General features: G+C 35.1%; 15 protein-coding genes. All 15 read right to left on the minus strand.

The window, feature by feature from the left end:
* Positions 1–52: 52 nt before the first annotated feature.
* Genes CIL03_RS06025 through CIL03_RS06095 form a run of 15 tightly spaced genes read right to left on the minus strand, consistent with a single transcriptional unit; the run spans position 53 to position 16,498 of the window.
* Complete coding sequence (locus tag CIL03_RS06025) at positions 53–1,051, minus strand: glycosyltransferase family 2 protein (RefSeq protein ID WP_165767903.1); 999 nt, start codon at positions 1,049–1,051, stop codon at positions 53–55.
* 46 nt (positions 1,052–1,097) lie between these two features.
* The gene (locus CIL03_RS06030) at positions 1,098–2,264 is read right to left on the minus strand and encodes an acyltransferase family protein (RefSeq protein WP_094884607.1); all 1,167 of its coding nucleotides are present in this window, start codon (positions 2,262–2,264) and stop codon (positions 1,098–1,100) included.
* A 53-nt stretch (positions 2,265–2,317) separates the two neighbouring features.
* Complete coding sequence (locus CIL03_RS06035) at positions 2,318–3,493, minus strand: phosphotransferase (protein WP_094884609.1); 1,176 nt, start codon at positions 3,491–3,493, stop codon at positions 2,318–2,320.
* 36 nt (positions 3,494–3,529) lie between these two features.
* A complete protein-coding gene (locus CIL03_RS06040; protein WP_094884611.1) occupies positions 3,530–5,305 on the minus strand; it encodes an ABC transporter ATP-binding protein in 1,776 nt (591 codons plus the stop codon).
* A gap of 28 nt (positions 5,306–5,333) precedes the next feature.
* Entirely contained in the window at positions 5,334–6,518 is a 1,185-nt protein-coding gene (locus tag CIL03_RS06045) for a glycosyltransferase (protein ID WP_094884613.1), read from the minus strand.
* Positions 6,519–6,554: 36 nt separating this feature from the next.
* Entirely contained in the window at positions 6,555–7,721 is a 1,167-nt protein-coding gene (locus CIL03_RS06050; protein WP_094885211.1) for a glycosyltransferase, read from the minus strand.
* Positions 7,722–7,749: 28 nt separating this feature from the next.
* A complete protein-coding gene (locus tag CIL03_RS06055) occupies positions 7,750–8,961 on the minus strand; it encodes a glycosyltransferase (protein WP_094884616.1) in 1,212 nt (403 codons plus the stop codon).
* A 28-nt stretch (positions 8,962–8,989) separates the two neighbouring features.
* Complete coding sequence (locus CIL03_RS06060; protein WP_094884619.1) at positions 8,990–9,970, minus strand: glycosyltransferase family 2 protein; 981 nt, start codon at positions 9,968–9,970, stop codon at positions 8,990–8,992.
* A gap of 11 nt (positions 9,971–9,981) precedes the next feature.
* The gene (locus CIL03_RS06065) at positions 9,982–10,398 is read right to left on the minus strand and encodes an FAD synthase family protein (protein ID WP_094884622.1); all 417 of its coding nucleotides are present in this window, start codon (positions 10,396–10,398) and stop codon (positions 9,982–9,984) included.
* On the minus strand, positions 10,385–11,560 hold the full coding sequence (locus tag CIL03_RS06070) for a CDP-glycerol glycerophosphotransferase family protein (protein ID WP_094884625.1): 1,176 nt from the start codon (positions 11,558–11,560) through the stop codon (positions 10,385–10,387). Before CIL03_RS06070 ends, CIL03_RS06065 begins: the two co-directional genes overlap by 14 nt.
* A 15-nt stretch (positions 11,561–11,575) precedes the next feature.
* Positions 11,576–12,616 carry a glycosyltransferase family 2 protein gene (locus tag CIL03_RS06075; protein ID WP_094884627.1) on the minus strand — a complete coding sequence of 347 codons (1,041 nt, stop codon included), beginning with the start codon at positions 12,614–12,616 and terminating at the stop codon, positions 11,576–11,578.
* 12 nt (positions 12,617–12,628) lie between these two features.
* On the minus strand, positions 12,629–13,819 hold the full coding sequence (locus CIL03_RS06080; RefSeq protein ID WP_094884629.1) for a glycosyltransferase: 1,191 nt from the start codon (positions 13,817–13,819) through the stop codon (positions 12,629–12,631).
* Complete coding sequence (locus CIL03_RS06085; RefSeq protein ID WP_094885212.1) at positions 13,791–14,945, minus strand: glycosyltransferase family 1 protein; 1,155 nt, start codon at positions 14,943–14,945, stop codon at positions 13,791–13,793. The genes CIL03_RS06080 and CIL03_RS06085 overlap by 29 nt, the downstream gene beginning before the upstream one ends.
* A 20-nt stretch (positions 14,946–14,965) precedes the next feature.
* Complete coding sequence (locus CIL03_RS06090) at positions 14,966–15,304, minus strand: helix-turn-helix domain-containing protein (protein WP_094884631.1); 339 nt, start codon at positions 15,302–15,304, stop codon at positions 14,966–14,968.
* A 3-nt stretch (positions 15,305–15,307) separates the two neighbouring features.
* Positions 15,308–16,498 (minus strand): DegT/DnrJ/EryC1/StrS family aminotransferase, encoded by a 1,191-nt coding sequence (locus tag CIL03_RS06095; RefSeq protein WP_094884633.1) that lies wholly within the window; start codon positions 16,496–16,498, stop codon positions 15,308–15,310.
* Between the last annotated feature and the right edge of the window lie 11 nt (positions 16,499–16,509).

Genomic DNA, 16,509 nt, shown 5'->3' on the forward strand with positions numbered 1-16,509 from the left:
CTTTTTCCAATAAAAAAACATCCCTTTTGGTATGGGATGCTGCCTTTCTCTTCTATATTCCTGTTTGTCGATTCTTTCTATTTTTTATATTTGCATCTCTTGTAAATTCAAATATCACTGGATGAATACGAAATAACAAACACATTAACTTTTGTTTCCAACCAATTCCTTTATGTTTTAACAGATATATTAAGCTATCATCAAACGTCCGCTTCAGATCCTTTAATTCCCTATCGATGTCTTCGAGGTTTGACTTAGCCAAATAATAGTACCAAAAGAACTTCTCCATATAATGCTTAAGGGCTTTTTGATGCAGCTCTGATTCCCCTTTCTCTCTGAAAAAGACTTCTCTAGCTTTTAGCGCGTATACCGCATCCAGCCTATTAATATGGAAGGTTGAATTTGTTTGACTTTCTTCTCTCTGAACATAATAATAAAGCGTTGTATAAATATATGTTACTTTTTTGCTAATATACAGCAGTTTATGAGCAACAGTTTCATCATCATTGATGCTATTCTCATACCTTATTTCATCAAATAAATCACTTTTATACAATTTGTTCCAAGGACAAACAAACGTTAGATAATTTGGAGTGTATAACTGATTTAATGCTTCTTTAGTATTAAAGTGCTGAATTTTATAATGTGAATCTGCATTTTTAGTATCAACACACTGAACCTCATCAACTTTCTGAAAATCACAAACTGCCATATCCGATGAATGAGCGATAATATTGTTATATAATGTTTCAAACATAAATTCATTTATATAATCATCATTATCAACAAATCCTATATATTTTCCTTTTGCAGCATCCAAACCTGCATTTCTTGATGATGCAACCCCTCCATTTTCTTTATGAATAACTTTTACCCTGCTATCAAGCTTTGCATATTCATCACATACTTCCCCACTATTGTCTGTAGATCCATCGTTAACCAATATTAGTTCAAAATTAGTGAACGTTTGGGATAATATGGAATCAACACATTTAAGTAATAAATATTCAAGATTATATACAGGAACAATAATACTTATTTTTATTGCCATAACAGACCTCCAAAAATGATATATATCATATTCCATTTTAATGAGTTCAAACTGCTTTTTTCTTAAGAGAGAACACGAACTTCTTCTTACCAATCATTTTCGCTAGATTCCTTCCAACCTTTTGAGATGGTTTTTCGATTAATTTCCATGCAATCGTTGATATACAAAAGCTTAAAAATATAGCTATTATTGAAATAGACCATAATGGGATAACTTCTTTAAATAAATATATACAACTCAAAATGATAGGTAAATGGAGTAAATATAAACTATATGATATTTTCCCCAAAAACAGTAATGGTTTTAACAGCAAAATCTTTCCCAATCTTACAGAACTAATTGCACTTATTACAATTCCAGTACATCCAATTGCTACTCCGTATTCAGCTATCGCATTAAAATGTGTTGATAATAGTTCTACCCCTGTTATTTCATATAAATAGTACAGACAGAAACTCGAGAATTTAAATAGGCACAGCGAAACAAAAAGCAGTGTGCACTTAAATAGAATATGTCTTTTTTTGTATAATCCAACTAGATCTTTTTTATGTTTGGCAATTAATGATCCAAACATAAAAAAAGAAGTATATTGCAGTGTTTTAAAGTAATCTGTATTATATCCAATTGATTCCTGAAAACTGTAAATAGTATTTAGCTCAGAGGTACAGGATAATATAACACAGATTAAAATTATAAATTTCCAGTTAAATCGTTTTATTAATAGAACAATAAATGGAAAAATCAACGATATTCTTAATTCATGAGTTAAGGACCAGATCACCCCATTAAATGCATTTGTATGATAATTACCTAAAAATAAAAGGTGGTCAGTAATTAACTGTGCACTTATTGAAGTGTTCCATAACAAATTCCAATCCCCTATTGTCGATACTTCTCTATTCAAAAATGTTTGTGATAGAATAATTGCAAATATAATTGCAAAAAGATATGGAGCATAAATTCTAAAAAAGCGCTTTGTTACATAAGGAAAGTAATAAATTCTATCTCTTTTTAAAAAAGGTATAGTTAAAACAAAACCACTTAATAAAAAGAATAACATCACAGAACTATGACCATCATTAAATCCTAACCATACTAAAACTCTGTAGACTATATAAGGTAATGAGAATGCAAAATATGGTATATGACTTAAAACAACAGCTAGTGCTGCTAACCCACGAAGTGAATCTAATTGTTCAATACGGTTATTCATTTTTCACCCCACCTTCATTTGTTACAATGATCAACAAGATTAAAAAAAGCTGATTACCTACTAATCAGCAAATTTTCTTCATATAATTCAAATCTCTTAATCCAAGTTGTAACCTCACTCAATTGCTTGTCTTCACTAACATTTTCTGATTGCAATTTGAGATAAACTAATTCCAAATAAAATAGATAACGATACATTTCCGATTGCTTTAGAGATACGACAGTATCATAATAATAGTTAAAGTTATCACTTGCTTGTAGTTTCCCGTAAAATAATTTAAAACTTGGTTCCATTTTTTGAATTAACCTGTCTATCCCCTTCTTATCCACTTTCTCAAAATGTGTATTTTTTGATGCCAGCATAAACAATGAGTAATAAAAATCAAAATAAAAACTCCGGTAATCGATTGTATCCCAGTCAATTACATAGTAATTACTATTTTTAATTAATATATTCCCTTCCCATAAATCACCGTGTGAGAAAACAAGCAGCCCTTCTTGGTTATCAAGTTTTTTTAATGATGTCATTAAGTATGAAACAAAGTTTTTTATCTTATCCACTTTAATTATAGTGCCCGGGTAATTATCTAGTATATATTCAACTTTTGATTCTACATAATTCATTTTACTTAGGATATATGACTGCAAATCAATCAATTTTGGTTTAGCTGTTGATCTAATGTCATCAAGAATAGGAAAAATTTCCAAATAGTACTTCTCAATATTATTAAAATTATAAGAAGGCCTATTGAAATTTACATAATCCTCTACTATATATCGTTCTTCAGTATTCCAACTGATCAGTTTTGGGGCCAAATTTGTTACTTTTTCAATAACATTTACCCTATCCCTAATCTCCGATGTAGAAACATGACATTGAAATTCAGTTGTTACCACCTGTTCTTTCAAATTAAAAATTTTAATTTCCCCTTGACGTAATTCCAATAAACATTGACCAAAGTATTTAGTAGTAATTTTAGGAAGTGAATTAATTAACTCTGGATCCTTTTTTACTTTCTGGAATTCATAAGTGAATTGTAAAACACGTAATAAACGAATAAGAAAGCCTGGCAAACGATTAATCAGCGGTATTCCTGTTTTTCTCTCAAAGAATGAGAATGGCTTCGTCCTTCCATATAATATTAATAAAAGCTCTATAGAACGTTGTTCGATATTTATATAAAACATGTTTCCAATAAGAATATAGTTATAGTTTTTATTGCTTTTCATATCTAATCCAACTCCAAATCAATAGCTTTCAAGTAATTAGATTACTGACCGATCCAATTCATTATTAATTGAAACAAGATGACCATCACTTATCTCGAATACCGTATCGCAATTTTCAATAGTACTTAGTCTATGCGCAATAATAATCAATGTTTTTTCACCTCTTAGACCATCTATTGCCTTCATGATCTCCTTTTCCGTTTCATTATCCAGTGCTGAAGTTGCTTCATCCATGAATAATATTTCTGGATTATGATACAAAGCGCGAGCAATACCAATTCGTTGACGCTGCCCGCCAGACAGGCGAACTCCACGCTCACCTACAGTGGTTTCCAATTGATCAGGAAGTGACATAATAAACTCTTTCAGTTGCGCCTGTTCCAGCGCTCTCCACACCTCATTATCATCAATCTGATTACCATCAATTCCGAAAGCAACATTACCACGAATGGTATCATCTGATAAAAATATAGACTGTGGAATATAACCTATTTTCTGTTGCCATAATGCTCTTTGCTGGTATAAATCTTTACCATCTACCAATACATGACCGTCATCCGGATGAAAAAGCCCTAAAATAATATCAACCAATGTTGTTTTACCAGCACCAGACTCTCCAACAAAAGCTACAGATTGGCCAATTGGAATAGTCAAAGATATATTTTCTATGGCGTACTTATCCTGCTCTGGGTAACGAAAGGATACTTCATTTAACGAAATTGATTCCGTAAACACCTTTTTACCTTTATTAACTACTTCTGAATCTGTTTTAAATACAGCATTTGATGGCTTTTCTTTATTTCTATATAAATCGTCATAAACAACTTCTAAAGCTGGCTGGCTATATCGGATAGTTGTTATCAAGGCAACAACTCGTGTAATAGATGGCATCAATCGAAATGCTGCCATAGCAAAAAGCGCCATCGTCGAGACAAGCTGTGTTGTACTGGTTCCTTGAAAGACGATAATGAGCATCGTAATCAGAACAATGGATACCAGCATCGTTTCAATAAACAATCTTGGTACAATCTCCAGCATTTTCATATACCTGCTATTATTCGCCTTTATTTGGCTTTGAGAAGTATATGAATCAATAAAGAATCTCTCTTTTCCTGAAACTTTAACTTCTTTACTTGCACCTAATCCCTGATTTACCCATTTAATCATTGTTCCACCAACTAATTGCTGTTCCTTTCCCAATGCACTGATTTTTTTACGCAGAATTACAAAAAACAAAATAACACCCCCACCAAGTAGGACAGAAGCTGTTAATGTGGCAACAGGAGCTGTAACTAATAATAGAGCCATAATACATAAGATTATGAGTACTTCTGTAAATAACTGAAACCCTGACATGATAATACCTTGAAATACTTTTGGTACCTCACCATTTACATTACGGAGTAAATCCGAAGAATTCCGTTGCAGATGAAAAGTATAAGGTTTCGTTAAGTATGCTTTAAACAAACTTCGCGATAGTTTAACCTGTTGATTCAGGATGACCCTAAACTGCGCATAGTTGAAAAGCAGTAAATATAAATTCTTTAAAACAAATACTGTAAGTAACATCACCACAGCGAATATGATGAACGTTGTTGTTGATTGAAAATTAAATAATTCGTATACATTTGATAAAATTGCTTGTTCCTGAATCATATTTGGATTTGTTACGATCCCAACAAAGGGAACGATCAATCCTATTCCAATCGTTTCGAATATTGCCGCTATAATCATCATGAAGAATAGAATCAATAGCTTTTTCTTTTCCCTTTTATTGAAAAGGATTAGTAATTTTTTAATTGTATCCTTCAATTTTTCACATCCTTCCGTAAAAAAGACTTCAGCCTATATTTAATAATTTATTAATTTCTATCGAAGTATCAATCTCCAGCTTGGATAAATTCATTTGAAATTCACCTCTCTGTAATCGATTCTCCAGCAATTTTTTAGTTTTTTCATATAATTCTTCTTCATCTTTAACAATCCACCCATTATATCCATCAATAACTTGTTCCTTTGCCCCTGTAAAGTCAGTAGTTACAATCGGTTTATTAAGACACCTGGCTTCAGCCAAAGTTAAACAATACCCTTCATGTCTTGAAGTTTGAACATAAATATCTGACCTTTTGATAAAGGGATAAGGATTCGGTGTAGCTCCCATTAAAATAAAGTCATCCTTTAATCCATATTCTTGGATTAATTGTTCATATGCTGTTCGTTCCTTCCCCTCCCCAATGCAATACCATCTAACTTCATATCCATTCTTACGTAATCTGGCTAAAACCCTTATAGCAATATCCTGACCTTTTTCCCTGGAAAGCCTGCCAACTGTTACTAATTTTTTCCCTTTATAATCTTCATCAAGATTGATATCCTTTTCTGCCATTTCATTTATTAATTGTTTGGAAATGATATTCATAAAAACTTCTGTTTTGTCTTTTATACTAGGTATTTTTTCAATTAGCTTTTCTTTGCCAGATTTAGAAACTGCAAAGACTTTATCAAACTTTTTATATAATTTCTTATATAATTTCTTATTGATCGTATGTTTAGTTACATCGAAATGAACCCAGGATATTTTCTTGTTTGCATTTACTCTGTTCGCAATATAATAATCGATAATATCAGTCGGACCCTGATAAGAAATTGCAATATCAAATTCATCCTTATATTCAGAAATAGCTTTAAAAACATTTTTATAATATATGTATCTATCTTTTAATACTTTTTCTGAAAGTAAATAGGAATACATAAAAGAAGGGATTTTAAGAAACTGCTTTTTACTAACATAACCACTTATAGTTTTTTGAGGGGACTGCATGATGATTGGCTTCACCTGTTTAAACCAATCAGATTCCTCCACCTTAATCCAATCTGGAATATCCTTTAAAAACCCACCTTTTTTCTCCAGTAATAATAGGGTGACATCATATTTATCCTTTGGCATGGCTGTCATTAATGACAAGAAAGATTTTTCCACACCACCTATATTCATACTACTAAGCATAAACAATACTTTTTTCATTGTTTCTCCCCCACTTATTCAGCAGAACCTGAGAGTTTATAAACTCTCCACAGTCTCCGTATTAGCCCTGCCTGTTTCGTTGCTTAGTTTTTTGTTTAATTGGTTATTATTTACTATTTTCTGTATCGCCAAAATCATCTGCTGCTTGTCAAAGTCTACAATCACTCCTGTTTTATAATGAGCTAATTGCTCATTTGCCCCAGTAAAGTCAGTACTGACTATCGGCTTAGTAAAACACTTTGCTTCTGCAAGCGTAATACAGTATCCTTCATGACGCGACGGCTGAACATAAATATCACATTGCTTCATAAAAGGATAGGGATTAGGGGTCGCTCCCAGTAGGATAAAGTCTTGTTCAAGGCCGTACTTTTTTATAAGCTGTTCATATTCAACCCTTGCATTCCCTTCTCCAATACAGTACCATCTGACATTAAAACCTTTTTCTTTCAGTCTTGCTAATACGGGAATAATTAAATCCTGACCCTTTTCTTTGCTCAGACGACCTACGGTAAGTATTCGAACTCCCCCAAATTGATCCTGAAACCCCGTTCCAATTTCTGCCTGTTTTATTACCAATTCAGTTGATATTATATTAGGGAATACATCAGCTTTATTTATTAATTTGGGCAGCTTGTTCACTAGCTTTTGTTTTCCTTCATGTGAAACAACAAATATTCTGTTGAACTTTTTATATACTTTTGATGCAAAGCGGTGATTAAATCCAATTTCAGACACATCAAAATGAATCCACTGCACTTTCTTCCCAGCAGCCACTTTATATGCAATAAAATAGCTTATGAGATCCATTGGACCAGCATAAGCTATTGCTATATCATATTTACGATTCACCTCAGGAGTATCTCTTAAAATATACTTATAGAACAGACTTCTTTCCTTCGTTATTTTTGATAATAAATGTAAGCTGATTATATTAAATGCCTTTATTAGTCTGCCTGATTTGAAATTCTCAAAAGCTGTTATAAACGGTGGTCTATTTAGCAAGACTTTCATCTGGTCATAGCCCTTTACATATTCCAATTGAATGTCATTTGGAATTGAATCCAAAAACCCACCATATTTTTCAAGCATTAGCACAGTTATATCAAATCTATCTCTCGGAAGTTCATTGGTCATATTAAGCAAGGCCTTTTCAGTGCCACCAACATTCATATTTATTACCATGAAAAGAATCTTTTTCTTCATTTTTTTCTGCTCACTTTCGTCAGTGACATTAAACACCCGCTGGAGCATCCTCTCCGATTAACTGATAAAACGACTCTATTTCCTCTGTATTACCTTTTTTCTCCGTGTGTAAGTAATCTATAATTCTTTCTTTTAAATCACGATCCTTCATCAACCTTAGGATTCCATCTGAAACAGCCTTAGCATTTCTCTCAACAACAAGCCCGTTTTTCTCATGAATCATTTGATTAAATACAGCATCAAACCTTGTCGTCACTACTGGAATATTCAGCATTCTAGCTTCCACAATCGCAATACCAAATCCCTCAAACCTTGAAGTTTGTACATAGATGTCTGCATTTTTAATAAATGGATAGGGATTCGCCTCTACACCGAGCAAAATAAAATGCTCTGTTAATTCCAGCTCTTTAATCGATTTTAGTATTCCAGCTCTTAAAGGGCCCTTGCCGAGTACATACCATTTAAAATTTACTCCTCTATTTTTCAGCTGTTTACAGGTTTCCAATGCCACGTCATAACCTTTTTGATGTGCCAGTCTTCCAACAGTTAAAATTCTTACTCCGTCAAAGTTATCCTGATATCCCTTTCCGATCTCAGCCATATTGGAAATAAATTGAGGATTATTGATATCATATTGGATCTTCAGTTTATCTTTGTACATGGGGAAAGTTTCCAAAAATACTTCTTTAGCCGAATCGGATACTGCAATGATTTTATCGTATTGATCATAAAAGAATTTTTGAAACTGCTTCTCTTTATCATCCAATCTATAGCTGACATTGACCCACGCCATTTTTCTTTTGGCCTTTACTTTTTCTGCAACATAAAATGTAGGAACTCCCTGTGCATAGCTGATTGCAATATCATATTCTTTAGGATTATTTTCAATAACATTCGATGCACTTTCCCAATAAATCCTTGCCTTTTGTTTATTACCGCTTTTTTCTTTTCGGATTTTAAAGGAATACCTGACCCTGGATGAAAACATATTAAAATTTGATGTGGTAATAGTATGAATAAGAGCTGATCTTAAATTCAGTTTGGTAAAGATTGTATAGTTCAAAGGTTTTAAAATTTCTACTTCTTTCGGAACAAGTCTTTCAAGCATATTTCCATGGGAAAATAATTGCAGGTCTACATCATATTTCGTGTAATCAAGTAGGTTTAATAATGTCACCAAGCTTTTTTCTGCCCCTGCAACGTCCAATGAGTCAATCACAAACAACAGGCTTTTTTTCATATGTTCAGCACCCTTACATTTGAAGTTTTTAATTGCTGAATACTCTCTTTATCCGGCTTGAGAATATCAGCAAATGAATATTGTAATGAATCATATAAACTATAGATTTATATTTATAAGATAATAATTTGTTTTTCATTAATTCCTTATAATTCATTTTTACATGATTTTGAATTTTCATTAAATATAATTCCTTGTCTTTTCTGTCTATTATTTGATTCAATACATAATAAATATTATCTACACACCAATATCCGTAGCAGGCATATACATCTGCCAAAACCTGTTTATAATGTTTATTCATAAATTCCAATATTTCATTCCAGCCAATAAAGGCATCCATCCTACCTTGATGAAACCTGGACGTTAAGATACTATTGCTCCTTTTCACATATATATATCCTATAAAATTCGAGTATGAGATTATTCCAGCATTCGCAAAAAGCCTATATGTCGTTGACAAATCCTCATGAATTCGGCCTTCAGGAAATTGTATACCCTCAAAGCAACTCTTTTTAAATAGTTTATTGCAAAGTGAGAAGCGATATAATTTTCCTTTAAAAAGCTCGCGCATCGCTTCTTCATTACCCAATTCTTTTCTATAGGTGTTTCCAGTATCAGGGTTAATTAATTCACCATCAATCTCCCTGCCCAGCACACACACTGCAATATCACTCTTCTTTTTTTGGCACATTTGATGGAGCGTTGCATACATCTGCTCTGCTATATAATCATCTCCATCAACAAACCCGATATATTCCCCTCTTGCTGCTCGAATCCCCACATTTCTAGCTGAGCTGACACCACCGTATTCCTTGTGGATCACTTTAACTCTCAAATCCTTATAAGCGTATTTATTGCATATCAGCCCACTATCGTCCGTAGACCCATCATTAACCACAATAACTTCAAAATCCGTAAACGTCTGCGCAAGAATACTGTCTAAGCATTTTCGAATATATGGCTCTATGTTGTAAACAGGAACAATAATACTTATTGCTGGTTTCATCCCCACTCCTCCTACAGCTTCACCTTTTGTTTCACAATCGTCGACGAAACCCCTTTTGTATAAGGAAAATAAACAATATCAACACCTACATGATTAAATTTGCTTTCCAATTCATCAAAAAGAGCACTTCCTTTCCAATCGTCACCAACAAACATGACGTCAAAAAGCAAATGCTCCCATGCAACAAATTTTTCTCTATTTAGTTGTGGCACTGCTTTGTCTACGTACTTGATACCCTCTACAATCGCTTTTCGTTCTTCATAAGGAATAGTTGGCTTTTTCCGTTTATATTCCATTACCAATTCATCTGTGCTGACTCCAACAATGAGATATTCACATTGTTCTTTTGCCCTTTTTAAAATATTTAAGTGGCCGACATGGAATAAATCGAAAACCCCAGTTGTATAGCCTACTTTATACTGCTTCATCCAGTTCACTCCTTTTTTTTCCGAAGCAAATCTCCTGCAACCTTCTTGTTACATGTTCTGCTGCTTTCCCTTCTTCATAAGAACCAACTCTCGTTAAAAATTCAGTCAGATTCTCCTGATAGCTTCTATTGTCAAATTGCTCCACTTTATCTAACAGGATTTCATTGCTTTCCGCACTAATGAAGGGCAGTTCATCCAGATCAAAGTAAAGCTTTCGATCCTGGTTCGTATATTCTTTTATATCAGGTACATAAAGGAAGCATGGACGCTTCGTTATAGAAAAATCAAACATCAGAGAAGAGTAGTCTGAAATTAATACATCTGCAATAAGCAGGAGCTCCTGAATATCGTCATAGCCAGTAACATCCATAACATTGCTGCCATAGATTAACTGATCTGATTTATTCATTAAATGCGGGTGTAATTTGACCAGGATGATCCAATCTCCTCCAAACCTGTTTTTCAGCCCTTCCGAAAGCAGTGAAAAGTTCAAATCATAAACACGTAAATCATTATCCTTCCTGAATGTTGGTGCATATAGCAGGACCCTCGGTTCATCAGGGATTTCGACCCTCCGCTTAACAGCCTTCCTCGTTTGCCAATCGCTTCTGAAAAGCAGATCATTTCGCGGTGTGCCGTGTTCGAAAATCTCTCCATCATACCAGAAAGATCTCCTGAAAATATCCGTGCTGTATTTGCAGCCGGAAACTAATAAATCACACTTTAAGGAATCTCTTTTTGCCATTTGCACATAATCAGCCGGCAGCACATCTTCCGCATCCTTCTCAATTTGTTTTAGTCTTAGTGAACTGTGCCAGGTCTGGATGTAATACTGATTTTTCCTTTTTACAAATAAATCTGTTGTCCGATAGTTCGTGATAACCACCTTAGAAGTACATAACTCATAAAAGTATTTTAAAGACATTGTTTTTACTTTTCGAATAGAATTCGGGTAAACCTCAGATTTCGGATCATTAAAAGCCCAAACGATATCAAACTCTCCTTTGGAATACTCCTTCAATAAGTAATCTGTAATATATTTTGGACTGCATCCATAGCTGCTGCCATAATAGCTGAACAAAAAGATTTTATTCTTCTTAAGCGGCAGGAGGTTACAAATAGAAATGATTAGTAAAGCAGCAAACCTCTTCATGTGAGCCATCTTCTAAAAACTCCTTTATATCGTAAAATCCACCTGTTTGAGTGCAGGTGGCTGTGACAAAAGCTTCATCGACCTTAGAACTTTTCTTATACCGAGGAAGGTAATATTAAAATAAGGGTGTAAAGAAAATAAATATAATTGCTTCCTTAGCTGTCTATCATTTTTCACAGCTGCTTTAAGCATGCCATAATTTGTTTGTATGTAAGATTGTATTCCCTTTCTGTGTATTCCCGATTTATCCTTATTTCTGTTTCTAATCAGTAAATTATAATGAATCAGGCAGGCCTTCAATATAGCTTTATAGGACTCATCCTTCAGCTCTTCATAGTACATTTCAAGGAACACATGCCTTACTTTTAAACCCTCAATTATATCCAGATTCCTCGGAGTATATGCCGAAACAATACTGTCATCTCTATGGTAATAGTAATATAGCGGATGATGCAGCAGTAAAAAGTTTTTTACTTTATGCATCACCTGATGGGCCCAAAATACATCTTCAAATAATACCCCTTTTTTAAAGGGAATATCTTTAATCAATTTTGTTTTATAAAGCTTCCCCCAGGCAAAATTCTTAACTTTGTCATTTTTAACCAGCTCATGCATCAATGAGTGATTATCCAATCTTAAGGGTGCATCACCTTTTTCATGAAATCTGTTGTCAATAAGCAGCTTATCCCGATGGGCATAATAAAAAGTTGACTGGACGATATCAGCTTTAAACTTCAAGCTATGATTCACCATTACTTCAATCGCGTCTCTTTCCAGCCAGTCATCACTGTCAACAAACATGGTATATTCCCCTGTTACCTGCTCCATTCCATGATTTCTGGCATCAGACAGGCCGCCATTTTCCTTGTGGATAACGTTAATCCGGGAATCTTTTTCCTGATAGTGGTCTGCAATATCCCCACAGTTATCAGGGGAACCATCATCTACAAGAATAATTTCGATATTCTCATAGGTTTGATTTACAATACTATCGATACATCGATGAATATACTTCTCCACTTTGTAGATAGGAACAACAACGCTAACTTTTCCCTCTTGCAACATATATTGTCCCTCCTAGGCCAATTCATATAATTTCTCAAGCTCTTTATGATTTCGGTAATCCGTATTTTTGCAGTTGGCTGCAAGCTCTTTTCGCAATTCAGGATCCTTGTACAGGCTTTCAATTCCATCGGCAATCCCTTGAACAGAAAGCTCGCAAATCATACCATCAAACCCATTTTCCACCTGACTCTGGGCAGTGGGATAGCTTGTAATCAAAACAGGCTTCCCTAGAATTTGCGCTTCTCCAACAGTTACAGCTTTACCTTCATATCTTGAAGGCTGAACATAAAGATCCGCTTCTTTGATGAAAGGATAAGGATTGGTCTGTTTTCCAAGTAAGAAAAATTCCTTTGTCAGGCCTTCTTCAGAAATTAACCTTCTGAGCATTTCTTCATCACCGCCAAACCCGGCCACATACCAGGAAATATTTTTATAACCTCTTTTCTTTAACAGCTTCAACGCTTTTACAGCATGATCAATGCCTTTAGCATGTGAAAGCCTTGCGACAGTGACTACTTTAAAACGGTAATCTTCAGTCATTGGATTTTCCAGTTCCTGGTCCGCCAATTTCTCCACAAAGTCTGGTGCGGTTATATTTTCGATAACGGTAACCTTATTTTCCAGTTCCACGTATTTGCTCAAAAATGACTCCCTGCATGCATCCGAAACTGCGATAATTGCATCAAATTTCTTCCACATTTTTAAATCTGCTTTTATATCTGTATACACAGTTGAATAATCGGTATGAATCCAGGCAACCTTTTTCTTTGCCTGTACCTTATCCGCTACAAAATAATGCGGCCAAAGATAACTGATCGCCATGTCATAAGTTTTATCGATTTTCGGCAGAAATGGCAGTGCATATTTCCACATCAGCTGCAACTGATAATAGCCTGGTTCAGCCATTCGTTTTCTTTTTCCATTCAGATCAGCAGTTATCTTGGATAAAATTCTAGTTAGAGCGATGGAATACTGTTTATCCTTAATTATTTCACTTATTGGCTTTCTAAAAGTTGTATATTGGGCTATTTCCTTTAATAAAGTTGTTTTGGCCGAGAGAAGACTCATAAAGTCGCCATCATGCTTATACAGCATTAAATCAACGCTGTGATTTTTATAATCAAAATTATCAAGCATACTGATAAGGCTTCTCTCCACCCCTCCAACCTCCATGTCATAGGAGGCGATTAATATCTCTTTCATATGGTCCCCCTGTATTCGATTGATAGATATTCATTAATGTTGTGATTCCATCGTTTAAAGAATACCCGCTCTGTTCAAAACCATCTATGATTTTATTTATGTTTCTTTCTCTTTTAGATGCTGATTCCATTATTTTATCTGCCCAAACTGCCGCACCATCAACTAATGAGAGCCTTGTAACCAGACCAATATTCAGATCAGCTTCAGGCTGTATCGCTTCAGATACAACACAGGGAACACCGCTTGCCTGTGCCTCCAATAAGACAAGCCCAAGCCCTTCGTAATGAGATGGAAATACAAATACATTCATGCTATGCATTGCTGACACGATATCTTCTTTAATACCTGTAAATCTGATATTTTCATAGAGGCCTTCTTTTTTAGCCTTTTCTTCCATCTGTACTCTTAAATCCCCATCCCCAACGAGCAGCAGTTTAATAGCAGGATCCTTCTTGATCATATGTTTCATTATCTCCATTAAAAAGGAATGGTTCTTTGCTTTGATAAACCTCCCGATATGACCAATCACAATACTATTTCCAAGACCTTCTTCGACTTTAAATTTCTTCAGCTCCGTTTTTGAGAGGGTCAAAAAACTTTTATAATCAATTACATTTGGAAAATAAGCGTATTTTTCCTTGGTAACTCCCCTTGCTCCAAACAAATAGCTTCCTGCCCCTTTGCTGCATGCCAAAAGTTTCGTTGAAAACCTCTGAATTAAAAAGCGGCTGAAAGCTATATATACTTTCCTTGCCAAACTGTCATCAATATCGGCAGTGGTATGAGCGTGTGCTATTCTAATTTTCACACCAGCAAGGAAAGCCGCTGTATTTGCTATTCCTGAATGAAATAACGTGTGCGAATGGACCACTTCATATGGGCCATACTTTTTCATTACATCATAAAGTGCTTTAACCGATGCAGTCTTTGACAGCCTGATAACTTTTCCACCCAGGCTTATAATCTCCTGATCATAGTCAGCCTCCTGCTCACTATACGAAATAAAGTCAAATTGAATTAGTTCCCGATCAATATGCCGGTAAATATTCATCAGCATTGTTTCTGTTCCTGCTCTGTTCATAGCACCAACTACATGAAGTACCTTTATCGGCTTAGAACATTCCATTTCTTTTCCCCTTTGCATAACTAACTTGAATTATCTTTTTCCTTCTGCCACCTCGCAAATTCAATCACTGTTTTATACTCCTTAAGCTGACCCTTCTCAACCCCAGATTTTTTTAATTCTTTTATAAAATCCATCCATTCATTATCAAGATGCTGGTTCGATGGAGTTGTACCAATCAATGTGCGTAAATCGACATCCAGCACGTTAGCAATTTTCTCCATGATTTGGATGGATGGGTTCTGATTTAAATTTCGTTCAATATTGCTTAAATAAGACTTTGATATATTCGCCCGTTCAGCACATTCCGACAATGTGAGTCCTTTTCTTTTTCTTATTTGCTGAATATTATTTCCTATCATTATCTATACCTCATGTTTTCCTAATATAAAATAACTCCTATTAATGATGGTTTTATTAAACGCATCCCTAAAGCATTTAATAACACGCAGCTGTTCTTCGCCGGTTAACCCTGAACCAGATGGCAGGCATATCCCTGTTGTAAATAAGTGTTCAGCCACGTGTGTATTTTCTTTGTGTGAATAGTAACTGACTCCTTTAAAAAGCGGCTGCAGATGCAGAGGTTTCCACACAGGACGCGCTTCTATATTTTCTTTTTGAAAAGCTTCCAACAGCTGGTTTACAGTGACTTCAGCCTCTTCTTCATTAATGCTTAATGTTGTAAGCCAGCGGTTTGATTCGGTATCTTTTAATTCCTGCATAAAACGAACTCCTGGCAGGTCTGCGAGTGCATGAAAGTAGAGTTCAAATATACGCCTTCTTGCCTTCACACGACTCCCAAGCACTTGTAATTGCGTCCTGCCTACACCTGCAAGCAGGTTACTTAGCCGATAATTATATCCGACGACAGTATGCTGATAATGGGGAGCAGGATCCCGTGCCTGACTCGCCAAAAAACGTGCCCTGTTTATAGCCTCGCTATCATCTGATACAAGCATTCCGCCGCCAGATGTTGTGATTATTTTATTGCCATTAAATGAGTAAATGCCAAATTCGCCAAATGTTCCACTCGCCTTTCCTTTATAAGTCGAACCCAGTGATTCAGCTGCGTCCTCAATAATGGGCACACCATACAGATCGCATATACTTGATATTTCATCCATTTTTGAGCATTGCCCATATAGATTAACAACAATAACCGCTTTTGGCAGATCATCTTCAAGTGCCGCTTCCTCCATTGCGCATTTAAGTGCATTTGGTGACATATTCCATGATTCCGGTTCCGAATCAATAAACACCGGATCCGCTCCCTGGTATAAAATAGGGTTAGCACTCGCTACAAATGTAAGTGTTGAACAAAATACTTTATCTCCTTTAGATACATCCAATAGTGCAAGAGCCAAATGAATTGCCGCGGTTCCGGAACTAACAGCAACGGCAGCCTTTGCCCCAACCGTTTCGGCAAATTCCTTTTCAAACGCGTCTATATTTGGGCCTGCGGGAGCAACCCAATTTGTTTCAAAAGCTTCGTTGATATACTTCTGCTCTTTTCCTGTTAAATGCGCCAGAGAAAGATTAATTCTTGGTTTTGTCACTGTAACACCGC

This window comes from Virgibacillus indicus, from assembly GCF_002266285.1.
Taxonomy (GTDB): domain Bacteria; phylum Bacillota; class Bacilli; order Bacillales; family Amphibacillaceae; genus Virgibacillus_K; species Virgibacillus_K indicus.

Excerpts from the sequence above, each read along its gene's own strand:
- CIL03_RS06035 (WP_094884609.1), bottom strand. The coding sequence starts at position 3,493 with ATGAAAAGCAATAAAAACTATAACTATATTCTTATTGGAAACATGTTT.
- CIL03_RS06090 (WP_094884631.1), bottom strand. The coding sequence starts at position 15,304 with ATGATAGGAAATAATATTCAGCAAATAAGAAAAAGAAAAGGACTCACA.
- CIL03_RS06050 (WP_094885211.1), bottom strand. The coding sequence starts at position 7,721 with ATGAAGAAAAAGATTCTTTTCATGGTAATAAATATGAATGTTGGTGGC.
- CIL03_RS06080 (WP_094884629.1), bottom strand. The coding sequence starts at position 13,819 with ATGAAAGAGATATTAATCGCCTCCTATGACATGGAGGTTGGAGGGGTG.
- CIL03_RS06055 (WP_094884616.1), bottom strand. The coding sequence starts at position 8,961 with ATGAAAAAAAGCCTGTTGTTTGTGATTGACTCATTGGACGTTGCAGGG.
- CIL03_RS06025 (WP_165767903.1), bottom strand. The coding sequence starts at position 1,051 with ATGGCAATAAAAATAAGTATTATTGTTCCTGTATATAATCTTGAATAT.
- CIL03_RS06045 (WP_094884613.1), bottom strand. The coding sequence starts at position 6,518 with ATGAAAAAAGTATTGTTTATGCTTAGTAGTATGAATATAGGTGGTGTG.
- CIL03_RS06030 (WP_094884607.1), bottom strand. The coding sequence starts at position 2,264 with ATGAATAACCGTATTGAACAATTAGATTCACTTCGTGGGTTAGCAGCA.
- CIL03_RS06075 (WP_094884627.1), bottom strand. The coding sequence starts at position 12,616 with ATGTTGCAAGAGGGAAAAGTTAGCGTTGTTGTTCCTATCTACAAAGTG.
- CIL03_RS06085 (WP_094885212.1), bottom strand. The coding sequence starts at position 14,945 with ATGGAATGTTCTAAGCCGATAAAGGTACTTCATGTAGTTGGTGCTATG.
- CIL03_RS06060 (WP_094884619.1), bottom strand. The coding sequence starts at position 9,970 with ATGAAACCAGCAATAAGTATTATTGTTCCTGTTTACAACATAGAGCCA.
- CIL03_RS06065 (WP_094884622.1), bottom strand. The coding sequence starts at position 10,398 with ATGAAGCAGTATAAAGTAGGCTATACAACTGGGGTTTTCGATTTATTC.
- CIL03_RS06070 (WP_094884625.1), bottom strand. The coding sequence starts at position 11,560 with ATGGCTCACATGAAGAGGTTTGCTGCTTTACTAATCATTTCTATTTGT.